This is a genomic window from Paraburkholderia suaedae, assembly GCF_040812055.1.
In the GTDB taxonomy this organism is placed as follows: domain Bacteria; phylum Pseudomonadota; class Gammaproteobacteria; order Burkholderiales; family Burkholderiaceae; genus Paraburkholderia.
The window spans coordinates 110,314-126,507 of record NZ_JBFOAH010000010.1 but is presented as its reverse complement, the minus strand read 5'-3'; the positions used below and the strand labels follow the sequence as shown (position 1 = coordinate 126,507).

Sequence of the window (16,194 nt, the reverse complement as noted above, 5' to 3'; positions counted from 1 at the left end):
TGCCCGACATCATTGGAGTATCTGTGGCAATCATGAAAAAGCTTCGCTTGGCAACGCTTGCGGCCGGTCTCATCGCCGCGGCGTCTTTCCTGTCGGTTGCGCCGGCACGGGCGCAGGGGCTGGGCGGCAATAGCGGCCAGACGGTCGACACCATTGCCGCAGTGGTCAACAACGGTGTGATCACGCGGCGCGAGCTCGACGAGCGCATCAGCCTGATCACGCGGCGGCTGAACCAGCAGAACGCGCCGGTCCCCCCAATGGACCAGTTGCGCCAGCAGGTGCTCAACCAGATGGTGCTCGAGCGCATCCAGCTGCAAAAGGCAAAAGAAGACGGTATCAATATCGACGACGCCGCCGTGCAAAAAACGCTCGAGCGGCTCGCGCAGGCGAACAACATGTCTCTCGAAATGTACCGCGCGCGCATCGAGGCGCAAGGCGTGCCCTGGACCACCTTCACCAGCGACGCGCGGACCGAACTGACGCTCTCGCGTCTGCGCGAGAAGGAAGTGGACAGCAAGATCACGGTGACGGACGCCGAAGTCGCGAACTACATCGCCAGTCAGCGCGGTCCCAACGCCGGCCAGACGAGCGACCTGCACTTTCAGCACATTTTCGTGAAGGCACCGCTGAACGCGTCGGAGACCGACATCGAGGCAGCGCAGCAGAAAGCCCAGGCGCTGCTGGCCGAAGCCAAAGGCGGCGCCAATTTCGAAAAGCTCGCGAAGTCCAGTTCGCAGGCGCCGGACGCCGCGAAGAACGGCGGCGATCTGGGTTTCCTCGCGCCTTCCAGGCTGCCGCCGGAATTCGTCAAGGCCGCTTCCGCGCTGCGTCCGGGCGAAGTGAACCCGGATCTGATCCGCACCAACGACGGTTTCGAGATCGTGCGGCTGGTCGACCGCCGCACCGGTCAAGGCACCAGTTCGGATGCGCCAAAGCTCGTGCAAACGCACGTGCGCCACATCCTGCTGCGCGTCGGCGACGGCATGTCGGAGCCGCAGGCGCGCCAGAAGCTGCTCGACATCAAGAGCCAGGTCGCCGCGGGCGGCGACTTCGCGAAGTTCGCACGCTCTTACTCGCAAGACGGTTCGTCCACGCAAGGCGGCGACCTCGGCTGGGTCAGTCCGGGCGAGACGGTGCCGGAATTCGAGCGTGCGATGAACTCGCTTCAGGATGGGCAGATCAGCGACCCCGTGCGCAGTGAGTATGGCTACCATCTGATCCAGGTGCTGGGGCGCCGCGAGGCGGAAGGCTCGGCGTCGCAGCAGATGGATCTGGCGCGTCAGGCAATCGGTCAGCGCAAGGCGGAACAGGCTTACGCCGACTGGCTGCGCGAACTGCGCGACACCGCGTACGTGGAAGTGAAACCCACCCTGTCGAGCCTGCAATAACCATCATGACGAGCGCCGCCCGGTCCACTAGCCTGCCGTTGCAGATCGCGATCACGACCGGCGAACCGGCCGGCGTCGGCCCCGAACTGACGGCGCAGGCATTGGCCGGCGCGAGCGCGCATTGGCCCGCCGCAGAGTTTACGGTGCTTGGCGACGCGGCTCTGCTCGCCGAACGCGCGCGCGCCGTGGGTGTCGACTGGGCTGCGCTGCTCGGGCACGGCCAACGCGTGCGCATGCAGCATACGGCGCTCGGCGCGCCGTCGGTCGCGGGCAAGCTCGACGCGGCCAACGGGCGCTACGTGCTCGATCTGCTCGATAGCGCGATCGACGGCGCAATGGCCGGCACGTTCGATGCGATCGTCACCGCGCCGCTGCAGAAAAGCACCATCAACGACGCCGGGGTGCCATTCACCGGCCACACCGAATACCTGGCCGAGCGCACCCATACGCCGCGGGTGGTGATGATGCTGGCCGGCACCGGCAAACGTCCGCTGCGCGTTGCGCTTGCGACCACGCATCTGCCGCTCAAGGATGTATCCGCCGCGCTGTCCATCGAGAGTCTGGTCGAGACGCTGCGCATCATCGACCAGGATCTGCGCCATCATTTCGGCTTGCCGGCGCCGCGCATCCTCGTGACTGGGCTGAACCCGCACGCGGGCGAAAACGGCTATCTGGGCCGCGAGGAAATCGACATCATCACGCCGGCGCTCAATCTCGTGAACGGCCAGGGCATCGACGCGCGCGGTCCGTATCCGGCCGACACGCTGTTTCAGCCGCGCTATCTGGAGCAGGCCGACTGCGTGCTGGCGATGTTCCATGACCAGGGCCTGCCGGTGTTGAAATACGCGACGTTCGGTGAAGGCATCAATGTGACGCTCGGCTTGCCGATCATCCGCACCTCGGTCGATCACGGCACCGCGCTCGATCTGGCCGGCACCGGCCGCGCCGATGCAGGCAGCCTGATTGCCGCCATCGACACGGCGGTGTCGATGGCGCAGCACCGCCGCGCGGGCTGAGTCAGCGCCGCCGACGCTTCCGGCAGGAGCGGGCACGTGGGTCGCGCGCAAGAGCAATGCGCGGCATCAGCAGCCCGCAAGCGGTTCACATGCGCGTTGCACCGATTCCTTTTCCCAAGCAGTTCTCTTTCTTAGCGTTTCTTCGATGTCCACCAGCAGACAGCAGCAGGGCCGGCACCAAGGTCATCTCGCGCGCAAGCGTTTCGGTCAAAACTTTCTGGTCGACATGGGCGTGATCGATTCGATCGTCGACGTGATCCGGCCGCAGCGCGGCGAGCGCATGGTCGAAATCGGACCGGGACTGGGCGCGCTCACCGAACCGCTGATCGAGCGGCTGGCGACGCCCGAAGCGCCGCTGCACGCCGTGGAGTTGGATCGCGATTTGATCGGCCGCCTGAAGACGAAATTCGGCGATCTGCTCGAACTGCACGCGGGCGACGCGCTCGCGTTCGACTTCGGCTCGCTGGCCGCGCCTGGGGAGAAGGCGTCGCTGCGTATTGTCGGCAATCTGCCGTACAACATTTCGAGCCCGCTGCTGTTTCATCTGACGTCGTTCGCGACTCGCGTGATCGATCAACACTTCATGCTGCAAAACGAAGTGGTCGAGCGGATGGTGGCGGAGCCAGGCACCAAGGCGTTCGGCCGACTGTCGGTGATGCTGCAGTATCGCTATGTGATCGACAAGCAGCTCGACGTGCCGCCCGAGGCGTTCCAGCCGCCGCCCAAGGTCGATTCGGCGATCGTGCGCATGATCCCGTACGAGCAGCATGAACTGCCGTCCGTCGACGAACGGATACTCGGTGAAGTGGTGACGGCGGCGTTCTCGCAGCGTCGCAAGATGTTGCGCAACACGCTGGCCGCGTTCCGCGATTCCGTTGATTTCGACGCGCTCGGCTTCGATCTGCAACGCCGCGCCGAAGACGTGCCGGTTGCCGAATACGTGCGCGTCGCGCAGACCTTGGCCGGCAGTAGGTAAGTCACCCGTGCCGGCCATGCGGCGCCCATTGCGCTCGAATATAGATCGCCACCGCGCGACACGCGTCGAAGCGGGCGCGACGTGCGAGTCACTTAAGGCGCGAGCCGCTTCGCCGGTGCATTGACGAGCGCAATGCCGGTCAGCACCAGCATAGCGGCCAACAAAAAGCGCACACTGAATGACTCGCCGAGCAGCAGCACGCCGAAGGTCACGCCGAACAGAGGCGTGAGAAAAGAGAACACCGACAGGCGCGACGCGATATAACGCGTCAGCAACCAGAACCACACCAGATAACTGACGAATGCGACGACCACCGCCTGATAACCGAGGCTGACGAGGGCGAGCGGTGTGAGCGTGTCGACACGAACCTCGCCGAGCCCGAGCGCCAGCGCGAGCAACACCACTGCCGACACCGTCAGCTGATAAAACAGCGTCTTACTGGCGCTCGATTGCGCGAGACGGGTTGCGCGCACCACCACGGTCGTTGCGGCCCACGCGATGCCGGCGAGCACGCCGAGTGTGTCGCCGGCCACGCCCTTGAGCGCCGAGGCGCGCGCTGCGGGCCCATGCAGGAAGCCGTCCGCAAATGCCAGCGAGATTCCCGCGAACGCGACGAAGATGCCTAGCCACTGGATGCGCCGCAGCCGTTCACCGTCGACGAACCAGTGCAGCCCCAGCGCTGTGAAGCACGGCGCCGTGTACAGAAACACCGCCATGCGCGACGCGCTGGTCAGCGTCAGGCCGAGAAAGATACAGACGAACTCCGCGGCGAACAGCATGCCCGCGAGCAGGCCCGCGCCAAGCGTGCCGTCGTCGCGAAAAAGCGGCGTGCCGCGCGCCCGTGCCCAAACCCACACCAGCACCGCCGCGATCGTCGAACGCAGGCCGGCCTGGAATACGGGCGGCAGCGCCGAGTTGGTGCTCTTGATCGCGACTTGCTGCAGTCCCCAGATTGCGCACAGGCCGATCATCAACAGGATTGCGAAGCTATCCGGGGCGCGGCGTGCAGGCAGGGCGGTGATGCTCATGGGCATGGAGGGCTGTGATATGGACGAGGCGGCGACGGTGTGCTTTGTGCATCGAGAGCGAAGCTTTAACGGCGAGCGGCCGCCGCGACAGCGCATACGATAGCAAACACAGCCTCCGCGACAACCGAAGCCCCTACTTGCTATGCGTGCTTCTTACGGGTCGCAAATGTCCCGCGACGTTGGCAAGAGCCTTAAGGCTTGTCCGCGGGCGGGGCGATTTTGCACCGGGGTTGGAGTACCAGCGTTTCATCGCCACGTTCATACGAGTGCGACACGTACAGCACTGCGCGTCGACGACCCGAATCCCGGAAAGCGGAGCCGTCGGAAGCTCGGCTGCTCGGGCACTGGACAGCGCCGTCGCGATAGCGCCAGAGCGGCTAAGGGAAATCATTATGGATTCCTACGGTTTAAGCTTGCAGTCGGAAGCGACGATGACGCGCGGCAGCGGAACGAGTAACCGGGTGCAGGATCAGGCAAGTCACGCAGCTACACGAGCCGCCCGCTGCAGCAACGCGTGATTCCGGTTACAGTGACGGTCTCGTCATCATCTAACAGGGAGTGCACCATGCGCCTGCTTCACACCATGCTCCGGGTCGGCGATCTGGACCGTTCAATCGCCTTTTACACCGAAATGCTCGGCATGAAACTGCTGCGCCGCGACGATTATCCGGACGGTAAATTCACGCTGGCCTTCGTCGGCTATACGGACGAACGCGACGGCACCGTCATCGAACTCACGCACAACTGGGACACGCCTTCGTACGATCTCGGCACCGGCTTCGGCCACCTCGCGGTCGAAGTCGAGGATGCGTATGCCGCTTGTGACAAGATCAAGGCCCAAGGCGGTACGGTCGTACGCGAAGCCGGCCCGATGAAACACGGCACCACCGTCATTGCGTTCGTCACCGACCCGGACGGCTATAAGATCGAGTTCATCCAGAAGAAAAAATGAGGTAGACGGCGGCGCAAGTTTCGGCAACGAACGACGATAGCGCCTTCGCCGCAGTAACCCCGGCAGTCGACGTAAGTCGTCGCGATGACGCGCCGGCTCGAAGGCCAGGACACACAGACACTCAAAGCGTCGGCAGCAATTCCGGCGGATGCGACTTGAGCGTTTGCCGCGCTTCGCGGAATTCGGGAAAGATGGATTCGACCGTTTGCCAGAAGCGCGGGCTGTGATTCATTTCACGCAGATGGGCGAGTTCGTGCGCAACGACGTAGTCGATGATGGACAGCGGAAAATGAATCAGCCGCCAGTTCAGGCGAATCTTGCCATCGCTCGAACAACTGCCCCAGCGCGTGGCCGCCGACGAGAGCGCATACGCGCGGTAGTTGACGCCGAGCTTCTCCGCGTAAATCGCGAGGCGCTCGCCGAACAGACGCTTTGCTTCGCCTTGCAGCCACCCTTGCACGCGATCCTTGATTTGCTGCGGATCGGCCTGTAAGGGCAACGGCACTTGCAGCGCCGCGTCGGCTGCGCTGAAAGCCAACGTGCCTTGCGGCGAACCGAGCTTCACCCGCACCGGTTGGCCGAGATACGGCACCTGGGCGCCGTCTTTCCAGTCGACCTTCGGCAAGGCGCGCTGTTCGACTCGCGTTTGCCATTCGATCAGCTTCGCGAAAATCCAGCGCTGTTTTTCGGTGATAGCGGTTTCGATGTCGGCGAGCGTGACCCAGCGCGGCGCGGTGATCGTGAGACCCGTGCTGTCGATTGCAAAGCCGATCGAGCGGCGCGCTGAACGCTTGAGCGCGTAATGCAGCGTGCGCGAGCCGATGGCCAGGCTGCGCAGCTTGCTGCCGTCCGGCGCGAGCGGCACGGCCGGCTGTTGCGCGACCGGCGAGCCGGGCGATGGTGCGGACGGTGTTGGGGACGACGACGTGGACCCCGGCTCTGCGAAGAGCGGGAGATCGAGTTGCCGGTTATCGAGCGCCGCAGCGGGCTGCGGCGTAGGAGACTTCTGCATCGGATTCGCTTCGCGCAATACGCCTGCGAGGGCGTGAGCGCGTCAGATTGGTGCGGCGGCGGAGGGGTCGTCCGCCGCGCGGTACGCGGTGGGATCGATGCGACGCATTTCAGTTTCGATCCACTGTTCGACGCGCGTGTTGACTTCGTCGGGCGTGAGCCCCGTGGTGTCGATCGGCTTGCCTATCGACACTGTGACTATACCCGCATATTTCAAAAACGAGTTGCGAGGCCACACGCGTCCCGCGTTGTGCGCGATCGGCACGACGGGCGCGCCACAAGCGATCGCGAAGCGCGCGCCGCCGGTCTTGTACTTGCCTTGCTTGCCGGTGGGCGTGCGGGTGCCTTCGGGAAACATAATGACCCACGCGCCTTCCGCCATGCGCGCCTTGCCTTGCCGGATGACCGATGCGAATGCGTACTTGCCTTCCTTGCGATTGATGTGAACCATCTTCAGCATGCCCAGCGCCCAGCCGAAGAACGGTACATAGAGCAGTTCGCGCTTGAACACGTAGCACAGCGGCCGCGGCATCAGCGCGGGAAACGCCAGTGTTTCCCACGCCGATTGATGCTTCGAGAGCAGCACTGCCGGAGCGTCCGGCAAGTTCTCGTAACCTTCGATCCGATAGCGGATGCCGTTGAGCCAGCGAACGGTCGCGAGCGTTGCGCGGCACCAGCCGGCCGCCATCCAGTAGCGCTGATCGGCGCGCATGAACGGGAACGCGATGAAGCACGCGATCGCATACGGCACCGTGAACAGCACGAAGTAGATCAACAGCAGCAAAGAACGAATGAAGCGCATCGGCGTGGTCTGTGAGGGTGGGGGACACGCGTGGCGCGCGTCACTCTTTGGCGTCGAGGAAGTCGAGCGCGAACGCGCGCAGGTCGTCGTGCACCATCGTGCCTTCGGGCAAGCCGCCGGCCGCAAGCGTCTTGCGGCCCTTGCCGGTCAGCACCAGATGAAGCGGGTGGCCGAGCGCCGCGCCGGCCTCGAGATCGCGCATCGCGTCGCCGACCACCGGCGTGTGCGCCGGATCGACCTCGAAGCGCTCGGCGATCATCTTCAGCATGCCGGGTTTCGGCTTGCGGCATTCGCAGTGGTCTTGCGCCGTGTGTGGACAGAAGAACACGGCATCGATACGTCCGCCGACCGCCGCCGCCATCCGATGCATCTTCACATGCATCGCATTGAGCGCATTCATGTCGAACAGACCCCGGCCGATGCCCGACTGGTTAGTGGCAATCGCCACGCGATAGCCGGCCTGGTTAAGACGCGCGATCGCTTCGAGCGACCCCGGCAGTGCGACCCATTCGTCCGGCGACTTGATGAACGCCTCTGAGTCGACGTTGATCACGCCGTCGCGGTCGAGGATCACTACTTTCCTGTTCTGCATGGCGCGGCGCTCAGGCGGCAAGTCGGGAAATGTCGGCGACGCAGTTCATCTGCTGATGCAGTGCGCCGAGCAAGGCCAAACGATTGGCGCGCAACGCTGGATCTTCGGCGTTCACCATCACGTCGTTGAAGAACGTGTCGACCGGCTCGCGCAACGCGGCAAGCGCGGTGAGCGCGCCCGTGTAGTCGCGCGCGGCCAGTTGCGACTGCACGCGTGGCGCGACCTGTTCGAGCTGCGCGTGCAGGGCTTTTTCCGCCGTCTCGACCAGCAGCGCGGGCTGCGCGCCGCCGCTCGCCGCGACGTCCGACTTCTTCAGGATGTTCGAGATGCGTTTGTTGGCCGCGGCAAGCGATGCTGCTTCGGCCAGCGTCGCGAACTCGCGCACCGCATCGAGGCGCGCGACGATGTCGTCCAGACGCGTGGGGTTCAGCGCGAGCACCGCGTCGATTTCGCCCACTGCGTAGCCGCGTTCGCGCAGCAGTCCGCGCAGGCGGTCCATGCAGAATTCATAGATGGCTTGCGTCGATTCGGCGACGTTCGGCACCGCGGCGAATTGCGCGTACGCGGTGCGCAGCAGTTCGACGAGGTCGACCGGCAACTGCTTCTCGACCAGAATGCGCAGCACGCCTAGCGCATGACGGCGCAGCGCGAACGGGTCTTTTTCGCCGGTGGGTTGCAGGCCGATGCCCCAGATACCGACCAGCGTTTCCAGCTTGTCGGCCAGTGCGACGACGGTGCCGGTGGCGGTGGCGGGCAACGCGTCGCCCGAAAAGCGCGGCTGATAGTGTTCCGAGCACGCGAGCGCGACTTCTTCCGGCTCGCCGTCGTGGCGCGCGTAGTATGTGCCCATCGTGCCTTGCAGCTCGGGGAATTCGCCGACCATGTCGGTGATCAGATCGGCTTTGGCCAGACGCGCGGCGCGCCTCGCAAGCGCAACGTCGGCGCCGATCATTGCGGCGATCGCTCCGGCCAGCCCTTCGACGCGCTCCACGCGTTGCAGCGCCGAGCCGAGCTTGTTGTGATAGACGACGTTCGCGAGCAACGGCACGCGATCCGCGAGCGGCTTCTTCTTGTCCTGCTCGAAGAAGAACTTCGCATCGGCCAGCCGCGGGCGCACCACGCGCTCGTTGCCCTCGATGATATCGCCCGGCGTGGCGGTCTCGATGTTCGACACGATCAGGAAGCGCGAGCGCAGCTTGCCGTTTGCATCGGTCAGCGCGAAGTATTTCTGGTTGGTCTGCATCGTGAGAATCAGGCATTCCTGCGGCACTTGCAGGAACTCGTCCTCGAAACGGCACGCATACACCACCGGCCATTCGACCAGCGACGTCACTTCGTCCAGCAGCGCTTCCGGCATCACCACCTGGTCGCCGTCGGCTTGCGCGAGCAGATGCGTGCGGATCGCTTCCTTGCGGTCGGCGAAATTCGCGACTACGCGGCCCTTGTGCCTCAGTGTTTCGGCGTAGGCGTGAGCGTGCTGGATCTGCAGGAAACCTTCGCACAGGAAGCGGTGGCCGAGCGTGGTGTCGTCGGCATCGATGCCGAGCGCGCTGACCGGCACGATCTGGTCGTTGTGCAGCACGGTCAGACGATGCGCCGGACGCACGAACTGTACATTGGTGCCGTCCGGACGCTGATAGGTCATGACCTTCGGGATGGGCAGCCTGGCGAGCGTTTCGTCGAGCGCGCTTTGCAGACCCTCGGCCAGCGTGGCGCCGGGCGCGGCATAGCGCAGAAAGAACGCCTCGGTCTTGCCGTCCGGCGCGCGCTCCAGATCGTTCACCGAAAAATCGGGGAAGCCGAGCGCGGCGAGTTTCTTCGCGAGCGGTGCGGTGGGCAGGCCGTCTTTGTCGAGCGCGACGGAAACCGGCAGCACCTTTTCGCGCACATGTCTTTCCGGCGCGACCGCGCGCACGTTGTTGATGGTGACCGCGAGGCGGCGCGGCGTGGCGTAGCGTTCGAACGACAGTTCGCCTTCGATCAGATCGCGCGCCGCGAGGCGCTGCGCAATGCCTTCAGCGAACGCGTCGCCCAGACGCGCGAGCGCCTTCGGCGGCAGTTCTTCGGTGAGCAGTTCGACGAGTAGCGTAGCTTGATGGGGTTGAGTCATGGGTTGATGTTCTCGTCAGTCCTGGTCGATGTGGCGTTCGACCTTCAGCGGCGGCGCCCACGCGGGCATTGCGGCATCTTGCGCGTCGGTGGTGAGGCCGGGCACGCCGTGCACCGGATTGCCGAGCATCGGGAAGCCGAGCTTTTCGCGCGAATCGTAGTAAGCCTGCGCGACGAGGCGCGACAGCGCCCGAATGCGGCCGATGTATGCCGCGCGCTCCGTGACGGAAATGGCGCCGCGCGCATCGAGCAGGTTGAACGTGTGGCCGGCCTTGAGCACCAGCTCATAAGCGGGTAGCGCGATCTGTGCTTCTATCATGCGCCTGGCTTCCGCTTCGTAGCTGTTGAAGAACGTGAACAGCAGATCGACGTTCGCGTGCTCGAAGTTATAGGTGGACTGTTCGACTTCGTTCTGGTGGTACACGTCGCCATAGGTGAGGCGACGGATTTCTGGCCCGTTCGGGCCTTGCTCTTCCCATTCGGTCCATATCAGGTCGTAGACGTTTTCGACCTTTTGCAGATACATCGCGAGACGTTCGAGCCCATAGGTGATTTCGCCGAGCACCGGCTTGCAGTCGAGCCCGCCGACCTGCTGGAAGTACGTGAACTGGGTCACTTCCATGCCGTTTAGCCACACTTCCCAACCCAGGCCCCAGGCGCCGAGCGTGGGGTTCTCCCAGTCGTCTTCGACAAAGCGCACGTCGTTTTGCTTCAGGTCGAAGCCGAGGGCTTCCAGCGAACCGAGATACAGGTCGAGGATGTTTTCCGGCGCGGGCTTGAGCACGACCTGGTACTGGTAGTAATGCTGCAGACGATTCGGGTTCTCGCCGTAGCGGCCGTCTTTCGGACGGCGCGACGGTTGCACGTAGGCGGCACGCCATGGCTCGGGGCCGACGGCGCGCAGAAAGGTGTGAACGTGCGAGGTGCCCGCGCCGACTTCCATGTCGATCGGCTGGAGCAATGCGCAACCCTGCTTGTCCCAATAGGACTGTAGAGTCAGGATGATTTGCTGAAACGTGAGCATGAAGTGCCTTTCGGGCATGGTGCCGTGCCGCGCAGCGCCGAAGCGCGCACGATGGCCGTGGAGCGAAGTGCTAAACCGGGGATTTTAACGGAAAGGCAGTGGGGTGTCCGTTTTGCCGGGTCGCGCGCGCGTCGGTGCGGTTTCGAACGACACCGATCCGCGATGAGCGGCCCCATGTCGTTGCGCGGGCGGCTGACGGTCAGGTCGCCGCCAGCTCCAGCTTCGGCGAAAACGAATCGCTTTGCGCAAGCGGCCAGTACTTTTCGAATAGCGAGTAGCGATAATTGCCGTTCACCAGATCGTTCGGCTGGAGATACTTCAGCAGCTCCGACATCAGTTGCACTTCGTGCGACGACACGCGCCTGACGATGTGATGCGCGCGCAGCTCCGCCGGATGCTTGAGCCCGGCCGCCTGAATGATTTCCTTCAGCGCATGCAGCGTATTGTGGTGGAAGTTGAACACGCGGTCGGCCTTGTCCGGCACCACCAGCGCGCGCTGACGCACGGGGTCCTGCGTCGCGACGCCAGTCGGGCAGCGGCCGGTGTGGCAGGTTTGCGCCTGGATGCAGCCCACCGCGAACATGAAGCCGCGCGCGGCGTTGACCCAGTCCGCGCCGATCGCGAGCGTCTTCGTGATGTCGAACGCGGTGATCATCTTGCCGCTCGCGCCGATGCGAATGCGTTGCCGCAAGCCGATGCCGACCAGCGTGTTATGCACCAGCAGCAGGCCTTCCTGCAACGGCACGCCGACGTGATCGGTGAATTCCAGCGGCGCGGCGCCGGTGCCGCCTTCGGCACCGTCCACGACGATGAAGTCCGGCAGAATCCCGGTCTCCAGCATCGCCTTCGCAATGCCGAAGAATTCCCACGGATGCCCGATGCACAGCTTGAAGCCGGTCGGCTTGCCGCCCGACAGCGTGCGCAGACGCTCGACGAACTCGAGCAGACCGCGCGGCGTCGAGAACTCGGAGTGAGTGGCGGGCGAGATGCAGTCGCGGCCCATCGGCACGCCACGCGTTTCCGCGATCTCCGGCGTGATCTTGGCGGCCGGCAGCACGCCGCCGTGGCCCGGCTTCGCGCCTTGCGAGAGCTTCACCTCGATCATCTTCACTTGCGGCTCGGCGGCTTGCTTCGCGAATTTCTCCGCGCTGAAGCTGCCGTCGTCGTTGCGGCACCCGAAGTAGCCCGACGCGATTTCCCAGATGATGTCGCCGCCATGTTCGCGGTGATACTTCGACATCGAACCTTCGCCGGTGTCGTGCGCGAAGTTGCCTTTCTTCGCGCCCAGGTTCAGCGCCATGATCGCGTTGGCCGACAGCGAGCCGAAGCTCATTGCCGAGACGTTGAAGATCGACATCGAATAAGGTTGCGCGCGCTCTGCTCCGACGACGATGCGAAAGTCGTGGTGCTCGAGCGTGGTCGGCGCGAGCGAGTGGCTGATCCACTCGTGCGCGGTCGCTTTGACATCGAGTTCGGTCCCATAGGGACGGCTGTCGACGTCGTTCTTCGCGCGCTGATAAACGATGCTGCGCTGCGCGCGCGAGAACGGTTTCTCGTCGGTATCGTTCTCAACGAAGTACTGACGGATTTCCGGGCGAATGAATTCGAACAGGAAGCGCAAGTGCCCCCACAGCGGATAGTTGCGCAGAATCGCGTGGCGCTGCTGCGTCAGATCGAACAGGCCGAGCGCGACCAGCGCGAGCGGCACGATGAGCCAGAACCAGGCAAGGCGATGAGTGACGGCGAGCGCGGCGCAAATGGCGAGCAGCGCGACTGCGCACCAGATGGCGAGATAACGGCGAGAAAACATGGAAACTCCAGTGCAGTGAAGGTCGTCGCGGCGGGATCGTTGGCGCCGCTGGCCGCTCGGCGCTGACGGAATCGGCTGCGAGGGAAAACTGCTCGTTGCGGTGAACAGCAATGCTGAACAGCGTGAGGCTTGCGTGGTGTGTGCGCGCCGGCGCGTGGGTGCTTTCCGTGACCGCCGCAAAGTGTCGGGGCGATGCGAGGAGGCGCATGAAGACGACGCGCCTGACGCAAGGGCCAAGATGAAGCGGGCGCGACGAGGGCGAGTGGGCCTGTCTGCACCGCTCGCCCGCGCCGGTGGCTCAGCGCGCGCTCAGCAGCGCCGCCTTTTGCGGCTGATGTGCTTCCGGCTGGCCGGTGAGCGCGTGTTCGATGATGCCGCCGCCTAGACACACGTCGCCATCGTAGAGCACGGCTGATTGCCCCGGTGTGACAGCCCATTGCGCGGTGTCGAAAGTCAGCTCGAAAAGGCCTTCGCCGGCCGCACGGTGGCCCGCCGCGCTGAACGTGCACGCCGCATCAGCTTGCCGGTAACGCGTTTTCGCGCCACATGCCAGGCCTTCCGCGGGCGGCTCCCCCGCGACCCAGCTCGTATTGCCCGCGCTCAACCTATGGCTGAGCAGCCACGGATGTTCATGCCCCTGCGCGACATACAGCGTGTTCGACGGGATATCCTTGGCCGCAACGAACCACGGCTCGCCGCTGCCGTCCTTGCTGCCGCCCAGACCAATGCCCTTGCGCTGGCCGAACGTGTAGAACGCGAGGCCCATGTGTTCGCCGACCACCTTGCCCTCGGTGGTCTTCATCGGGCCTGGCCTGGTCGGCAGATAGCGGTTCAGAAAATCGCGAAACGGCCGCTCGCCGATGAAGCAGATGCCGGTCGAATCCTTCTTCTTCGCGTTCGGCAACGCGATTTGCGCAGCGATTTCACGCACTTTCGTTTTGGGCATCTCGCCGAGCGGAAACAGCGTCTTGGACAGTTGCGCCTGGTTCAGCCGATGCAGGAAGTACGACTGGTCCTTCGTATGGTCGAACGCCTTGAGCAATTCGAAGCGGCCATTGTTCTCCCGCACGCGCGCATAGTGGCCGGTCGCGATGGTTTGCGCGCCGAGCGACATCGCGTGGTCGAGGAAAGCCTTGAACTTGATTTCGGCGTTGCACAGCACGTCCGGGTTCGGCGTGCGGCCGGCCGAGTATTCGCGCAGGAATTCGGCGAACACGCGGTCCTTGTATTCGGACGCGAAGTTGACCGCCTCGACGTCGATGCCGATGAGGTCCGACACCGACACCACGTCGATCCAGTCCTGCCGCGTCGAGCAGTATTCGCTGTCGTCGTCGTCTTCCCAGTTCTTCATGAACAGGCCGACCACGTCGTAGCCCTGTTCCTTCAGCAGCCACGCGGTGACCGACGAATCGACGCCGCCCGACATACCTACTACGACTTTCTGCTTGCTCATAAGGTGCTCACTGGGTGCTGCATCACTGCCTGGACTTGTGGGTGCGTGAAATGGCAACGGGTAACGGCTACCGCGACGCTCACTGTTTGGGCCCGACGGAATGCGTGTGCACGAAGTCGAGCGGGAAACGCCGGCCTGCGAGGTAATCGTCGAGACACTGCATGACGAGCGGCGTGCGGTGCCGCTCCCGGCAGGCGCGCAATTCGTCGGCGCTCATCCACAGTGTGCGGACGATGTCGGGGTCGAGCGCGCGGGCCATGTCGGGCTCGCCGCTCGTGCCGCAATAGGTGAAGCGCAGGTAGGTGACGCCAGCAGTCACGCCTTCAGTGCGGGGTCGCTCGAAGTGGGTCATATACACGCCGACTAGCGCCTCGGGCGCGAACTGATGGGCGGTCTCTTCGAGCGTTTCGCGGATCACCGCTTGCTCGAGCGTTTCGCCCGCCTCCAGGTGGCCGGCGGGCTGGTTCAGGCGCAAGCCGTTGGCGGTGTGTTCCTCCACCATGAGAAAGCGCCCGTCACGCTCGACGATCGCCGCGACGGTGACGTGCGGCAGCCAGGTTTCCGGTTTCATGGCTGCGCATTTTACCGGTTATGAGCCTTGGCTGCCGGGAGGCGGCCTATAGCGGCCCGTCGCGGCCCATAGTAGACCAATGCCGGCCCAATGGCGGCCCGCTGCTGCCCATGGCGGACCACAGCTGGCCACAGCGGCCCACAGCTGCCCATGACGGCCCGCGTGGAACCCCCGGATTGTCCCCGATTATTGCGCCCCCCCCGGTTTCGGTTAAAGTGAGGCGTTAGCCGTTGCAGTCTCAGTCGTAGTTGCAAGCCGGCGTGCCTCGTCGGCCGATCTGTCGTCAAACAGGAAGTCGAGGAGAAACAACGATGCACATCGGAGTGCCAGCCGAGACGCGCGCGCACGAAACCCGCGTCGCCGCCACGCCCGAGACGGTCAAGAAGTACGTGGCCCAAGGCCACCGGGTCACGCTCCAAAGCGGCGCCGGCGCCGCAGCGAGCTTCCCTGACGACGCCTACACGGCCGTCGGCGGGGAAATCGTCGACGCGGCCGCCGCCTTTGGCGCCGATCTCGTCCTGAAAGTCCAGTCCCCCACCGACAGCGAACTGCCGCTTCTGAAACGCGGCGCAACGCTGGTCGGCATGCTCGATCCGTTCAACGCCGAGAACGCGCAGAAGTTGGCCGAGGCCGGCGTCACCGCGTTCTCGCTCGAAGCCGCGCCGCGCACCACCCGGGCGCAGAGTCTCGACGTGCTGTCGTCGCAGGCGAACATCGCCGGGTACAAGGCGGTGCTGCTGGCGGCGACGCTCTATCCGCGCTTCATGCCGATGCTGATGACCGCCGCCGGCACGGTGAAAGCCGCGCGCGTGCTGATTCTCGGCGCGGGCGTGGCGGGCTTGCAGGCGATCGCGACCGCCAAGCGCCTGGGCGCGGTGATCGAGGCCTCGGACGTGCGGCCGGCGGTGAAGGAGCAGATCGAATCGCTCGGCGCGAAGTTTCTCGACGTGCCCTACGAGACAGACGAGGAGCGCGAAGCCGCGCAGGGTGTCGGCGGCTATGCGCGGCCGATGCCGCCGTCCTGGCTCACGCGCCAGGCGGCGCTCGTGCACGAGCGCGCGAAGCAGGCGGACGTGGTGATCTCGACCGCGCTGATTCCGGGACGGCCCGCGCCGACGCTGATCTCGGTCGAAACCGTGCAGGCGATGAAGCCTGGCTCCGTGCTGGTGGACCTGGCGGCGGGCCGCGGGCCCGACTACGAGGGCCAGCGCGGCGGCAACTGTCCGCTGACCGAGGCGGACAAGGTGGTCGTGAAGCACGGCGTGACGATTGTCGGCTACACGAACCTGGCTTCGATGGTGCCCGCCGACGCGTCGTCGCTGTACGCACGCAACCTGCTCGACTTCCTCAAGCTGATCATCACGAAGGAAGGCGCCCTGAACATCGATCTCGCGGATGACATCGTCGCGGCCACGCTGCTGGCTCGCGATGGCGCCGTCACGCGCAAGACATAAAGCGAATT

14 protein-coding genes are annotated in these 16,194 nt (G+C 64.7%); 5 read left to right on the top strand and 9 right to left on the bottom strand.

Annotation, left to right across the window (positions count from 1 at the left end; all coding sequences use genetic code 11):
• The first annotated feature begins 23 nt into the window (after positions 1-23).
• The 3 genes from ABQJ48_RS16170 to rsmA all read left to right on the top strand — a co-directional run bounded on the left by ABQJ48_RS16170 (position 24) and on the right by rsmA (position 3,380).
• Positions 24-1,388 (top strand): peptidylprolyl isomerase, encoded by a 1,365-nt coding sequence (locus tag ABQJ48_RS16170; protein ID WP_367839013.1) that lies wholly within the window; start codon positions 24-26, stop codon positions 1,386-1,388.
• Between the two features lie 5 nt (positions 1,389-1,393).
• A complete protein-coding gene (pdxA, locus tag ABQJ48_RS16165; protein WP_367839012.1) occupies positions 1,394-2,404 on the top strand; it encodes a 4-hydroxythreonine-4-phosphate dehydrogenase PdxA in 1,011 nt (336 codons plus the stop codon).
• Positions 2,405-2,549: 145 nt separating this feature from the next.
• Positions 2,550-3,380 (top strand): 16S rRNA (adenine(1518)-N(6)/adenine(1519)-N(6))-dimethyltransferase RsmA, encoded by an 831-nt coding sequence (gene rsmA / locus ABQJ48_RS16160; RefSeq protein WP_367839011.1) that lies wholly within the window; start codon positions 2,550-2,552, stop codon positions 3,378-3,380.
• Positions 3,381-3,472: 92 nt separating this feature from the next.
• Here the strand turns inward: rsmA and ABQJ48_RS16155 are convergent, their stop codons facing one another.
• Positions 3,473-4,408 (bottom strand): DMT family transporter, encoded by a 936-nt coding sequence (locus tag ABQJ48_RS16155; RefSeq protein WP_367839010.1) that lies wholly within the window; start codon positions 4,406-4,408, stop codon positions 3,473-3,475.
• A gap of 565 nt (positions 4,409-4,973) precedes the next feature.
• On the opposite strand from ABQJ48_RS16155, the gene gloA reads away from it, so the two are divergent.
• A complete protein-coding gene (gene gloA, locus ABQJ48_RS16150) occupies positions 4,974-5,360 on the top strand; it encodes a lactoylglutathione lyase (RefSeq protein WP_367839009.1) in 387 nt (128 codons plus the stop codon).
• 121 nt (positions 5,361-5,481) lie between these two features.
• Here gloA and ABQJ48_RS16145 read toward each other — a convergent pair whose 3' ends face one another.
• The 8 genes from ABQJ48_RS16145 to ABQJ48_RS16110 all read right to left on the bottom strand — a co-directional run bounded on the left by ABQJ48_RS16145 (position 5,482) and on the right by ABQJ48_RS16110 (position 14,732).
• The gene (locus ABQJ48_RS16145; RefSeq protein ID WP_367839008.1) at positions 5,482-6,372 is read right to left on the bottom strand and encodes a M48 family metallopeptidase; all 891 of its coding nucleotides are present in this window, start codon (positions 6,370-6,372) and stop codon (positions 5,482-5,484) included.
• A gap of 42 nt (positions 6,373-6,414) precedes the next feature.
• On the bottom strand, positions 6,415-7,173 hold the full coding sequence (locus ABQJ48_RS16140; RefSeq protein WP_367839007.1) for a lysophospholipid acyltransferase family protein: 759 nt from the start codon (positions 7,171-7,173) through the stop codon (positions 6,415-6,417).
• Positions 7,174-7,213: 40 nt separating this feature from the next.
• Positions 7,214-7,765 (bottom strand): D-glycero-beta-D-manno-heptose 1,7-bisphosphate 7-phosphatase, encoded by a 552-nt coding sequence (gene gmhB, locus ABQJ48_RS16135; RefSeq protein WP_367839006.1) that lies wholly within the window; start codon positions 7,763-7,765, stop codon positions 7,214-7,216.
• Between the two features lie 10 nt (positions 7,766-7,775).
• Positions 7,776-9,875 carry a glycine--tRNA ligase subunit beta gene (gene glyS / locus ABQJ48_RS16130; protein ID WP_367839005.1) on the bottom strand — a complete coding sequence of 700 codons (2,100 nt, stop codon included), beginning with the start codon at positions 9,873-9,875 and terminating at the stop codon, positions 7,776-7,778.
• 15 nt (positions 9,876-9,890) lie between these two features.
• Positions 9,891-10,898, bottom strand: a complete 1,008-nt coding sequence (gene glyQ / locus ABQJ48_RS16125) for a glycine--tRNA ligase subunit alpha (RefSeq protein WP_367839093.1) — start codon at positions 10,896-10,898, stop codon at positions 9,891-9,893.
• A gap of 199 nt (positions 10,899-11,097) precedes the next feature.
• Positions 11,098-12,708 carry an FMN-binding glutamate synthase family protein gene (locus ABQJ48_RS16120; protein ID WP_367839004.1) on the bottom strand — a complete coding sequence of 537 codons (1,611 nt, stop codon included), beginning with the start codon at positions 12,706-12,708 and terminating at the stop codon, positions 11,098-11,100.
• A gap of 298 nt (positions 12,709-13,006) precedes the next feature.
• Positions 13,007-14,161 (bottom strand): tRNA 2-thiouridine(34) synthase MnmA, encoded by a 1,155-nt coding sequence (mnmA, locus tag ABQJ48_RS16115; protein WP_367839003.1) that lies wholly within the window; start codon positions 14,159-14,161, stop codon positions 13,007-13,009.
• A gap of 79 nt (positions 14,162-14,240) precedes the next feature.
• A complete protein-coding gene (locus tag ABQJ48_RS16110; RefSeq protein WP_367839002.1) occupies positions 14,241-14,732 on the bottom strand; it encodes an NUDIX hydrolase in 492 nt (163 codons plus the stop codon).
• Positions 14,733-15,043: 311 nt separating this feature from the next.
• On the opposite strand from ABQJ48_RS16110, the gene ABQJ48_RS16105 reads away from it, so the two are divergent.
• Positions 15,044-16,186 carry a Re/Si-specific NAD(P)(+) transhydrogenase subunit alpha gene (locus tag ABQJ48_RS16105; protein WP_367839001.1) on the top strand — a complete coding sequence of 381 codons (1,143 nt, stop codon included), beginning with the start codon at positions 15,044-15,046 and terminating at the stop codon, positions 16,184-16,186.
• Positions 16,187-16,194: the final 8 nt, after the last annotated feature.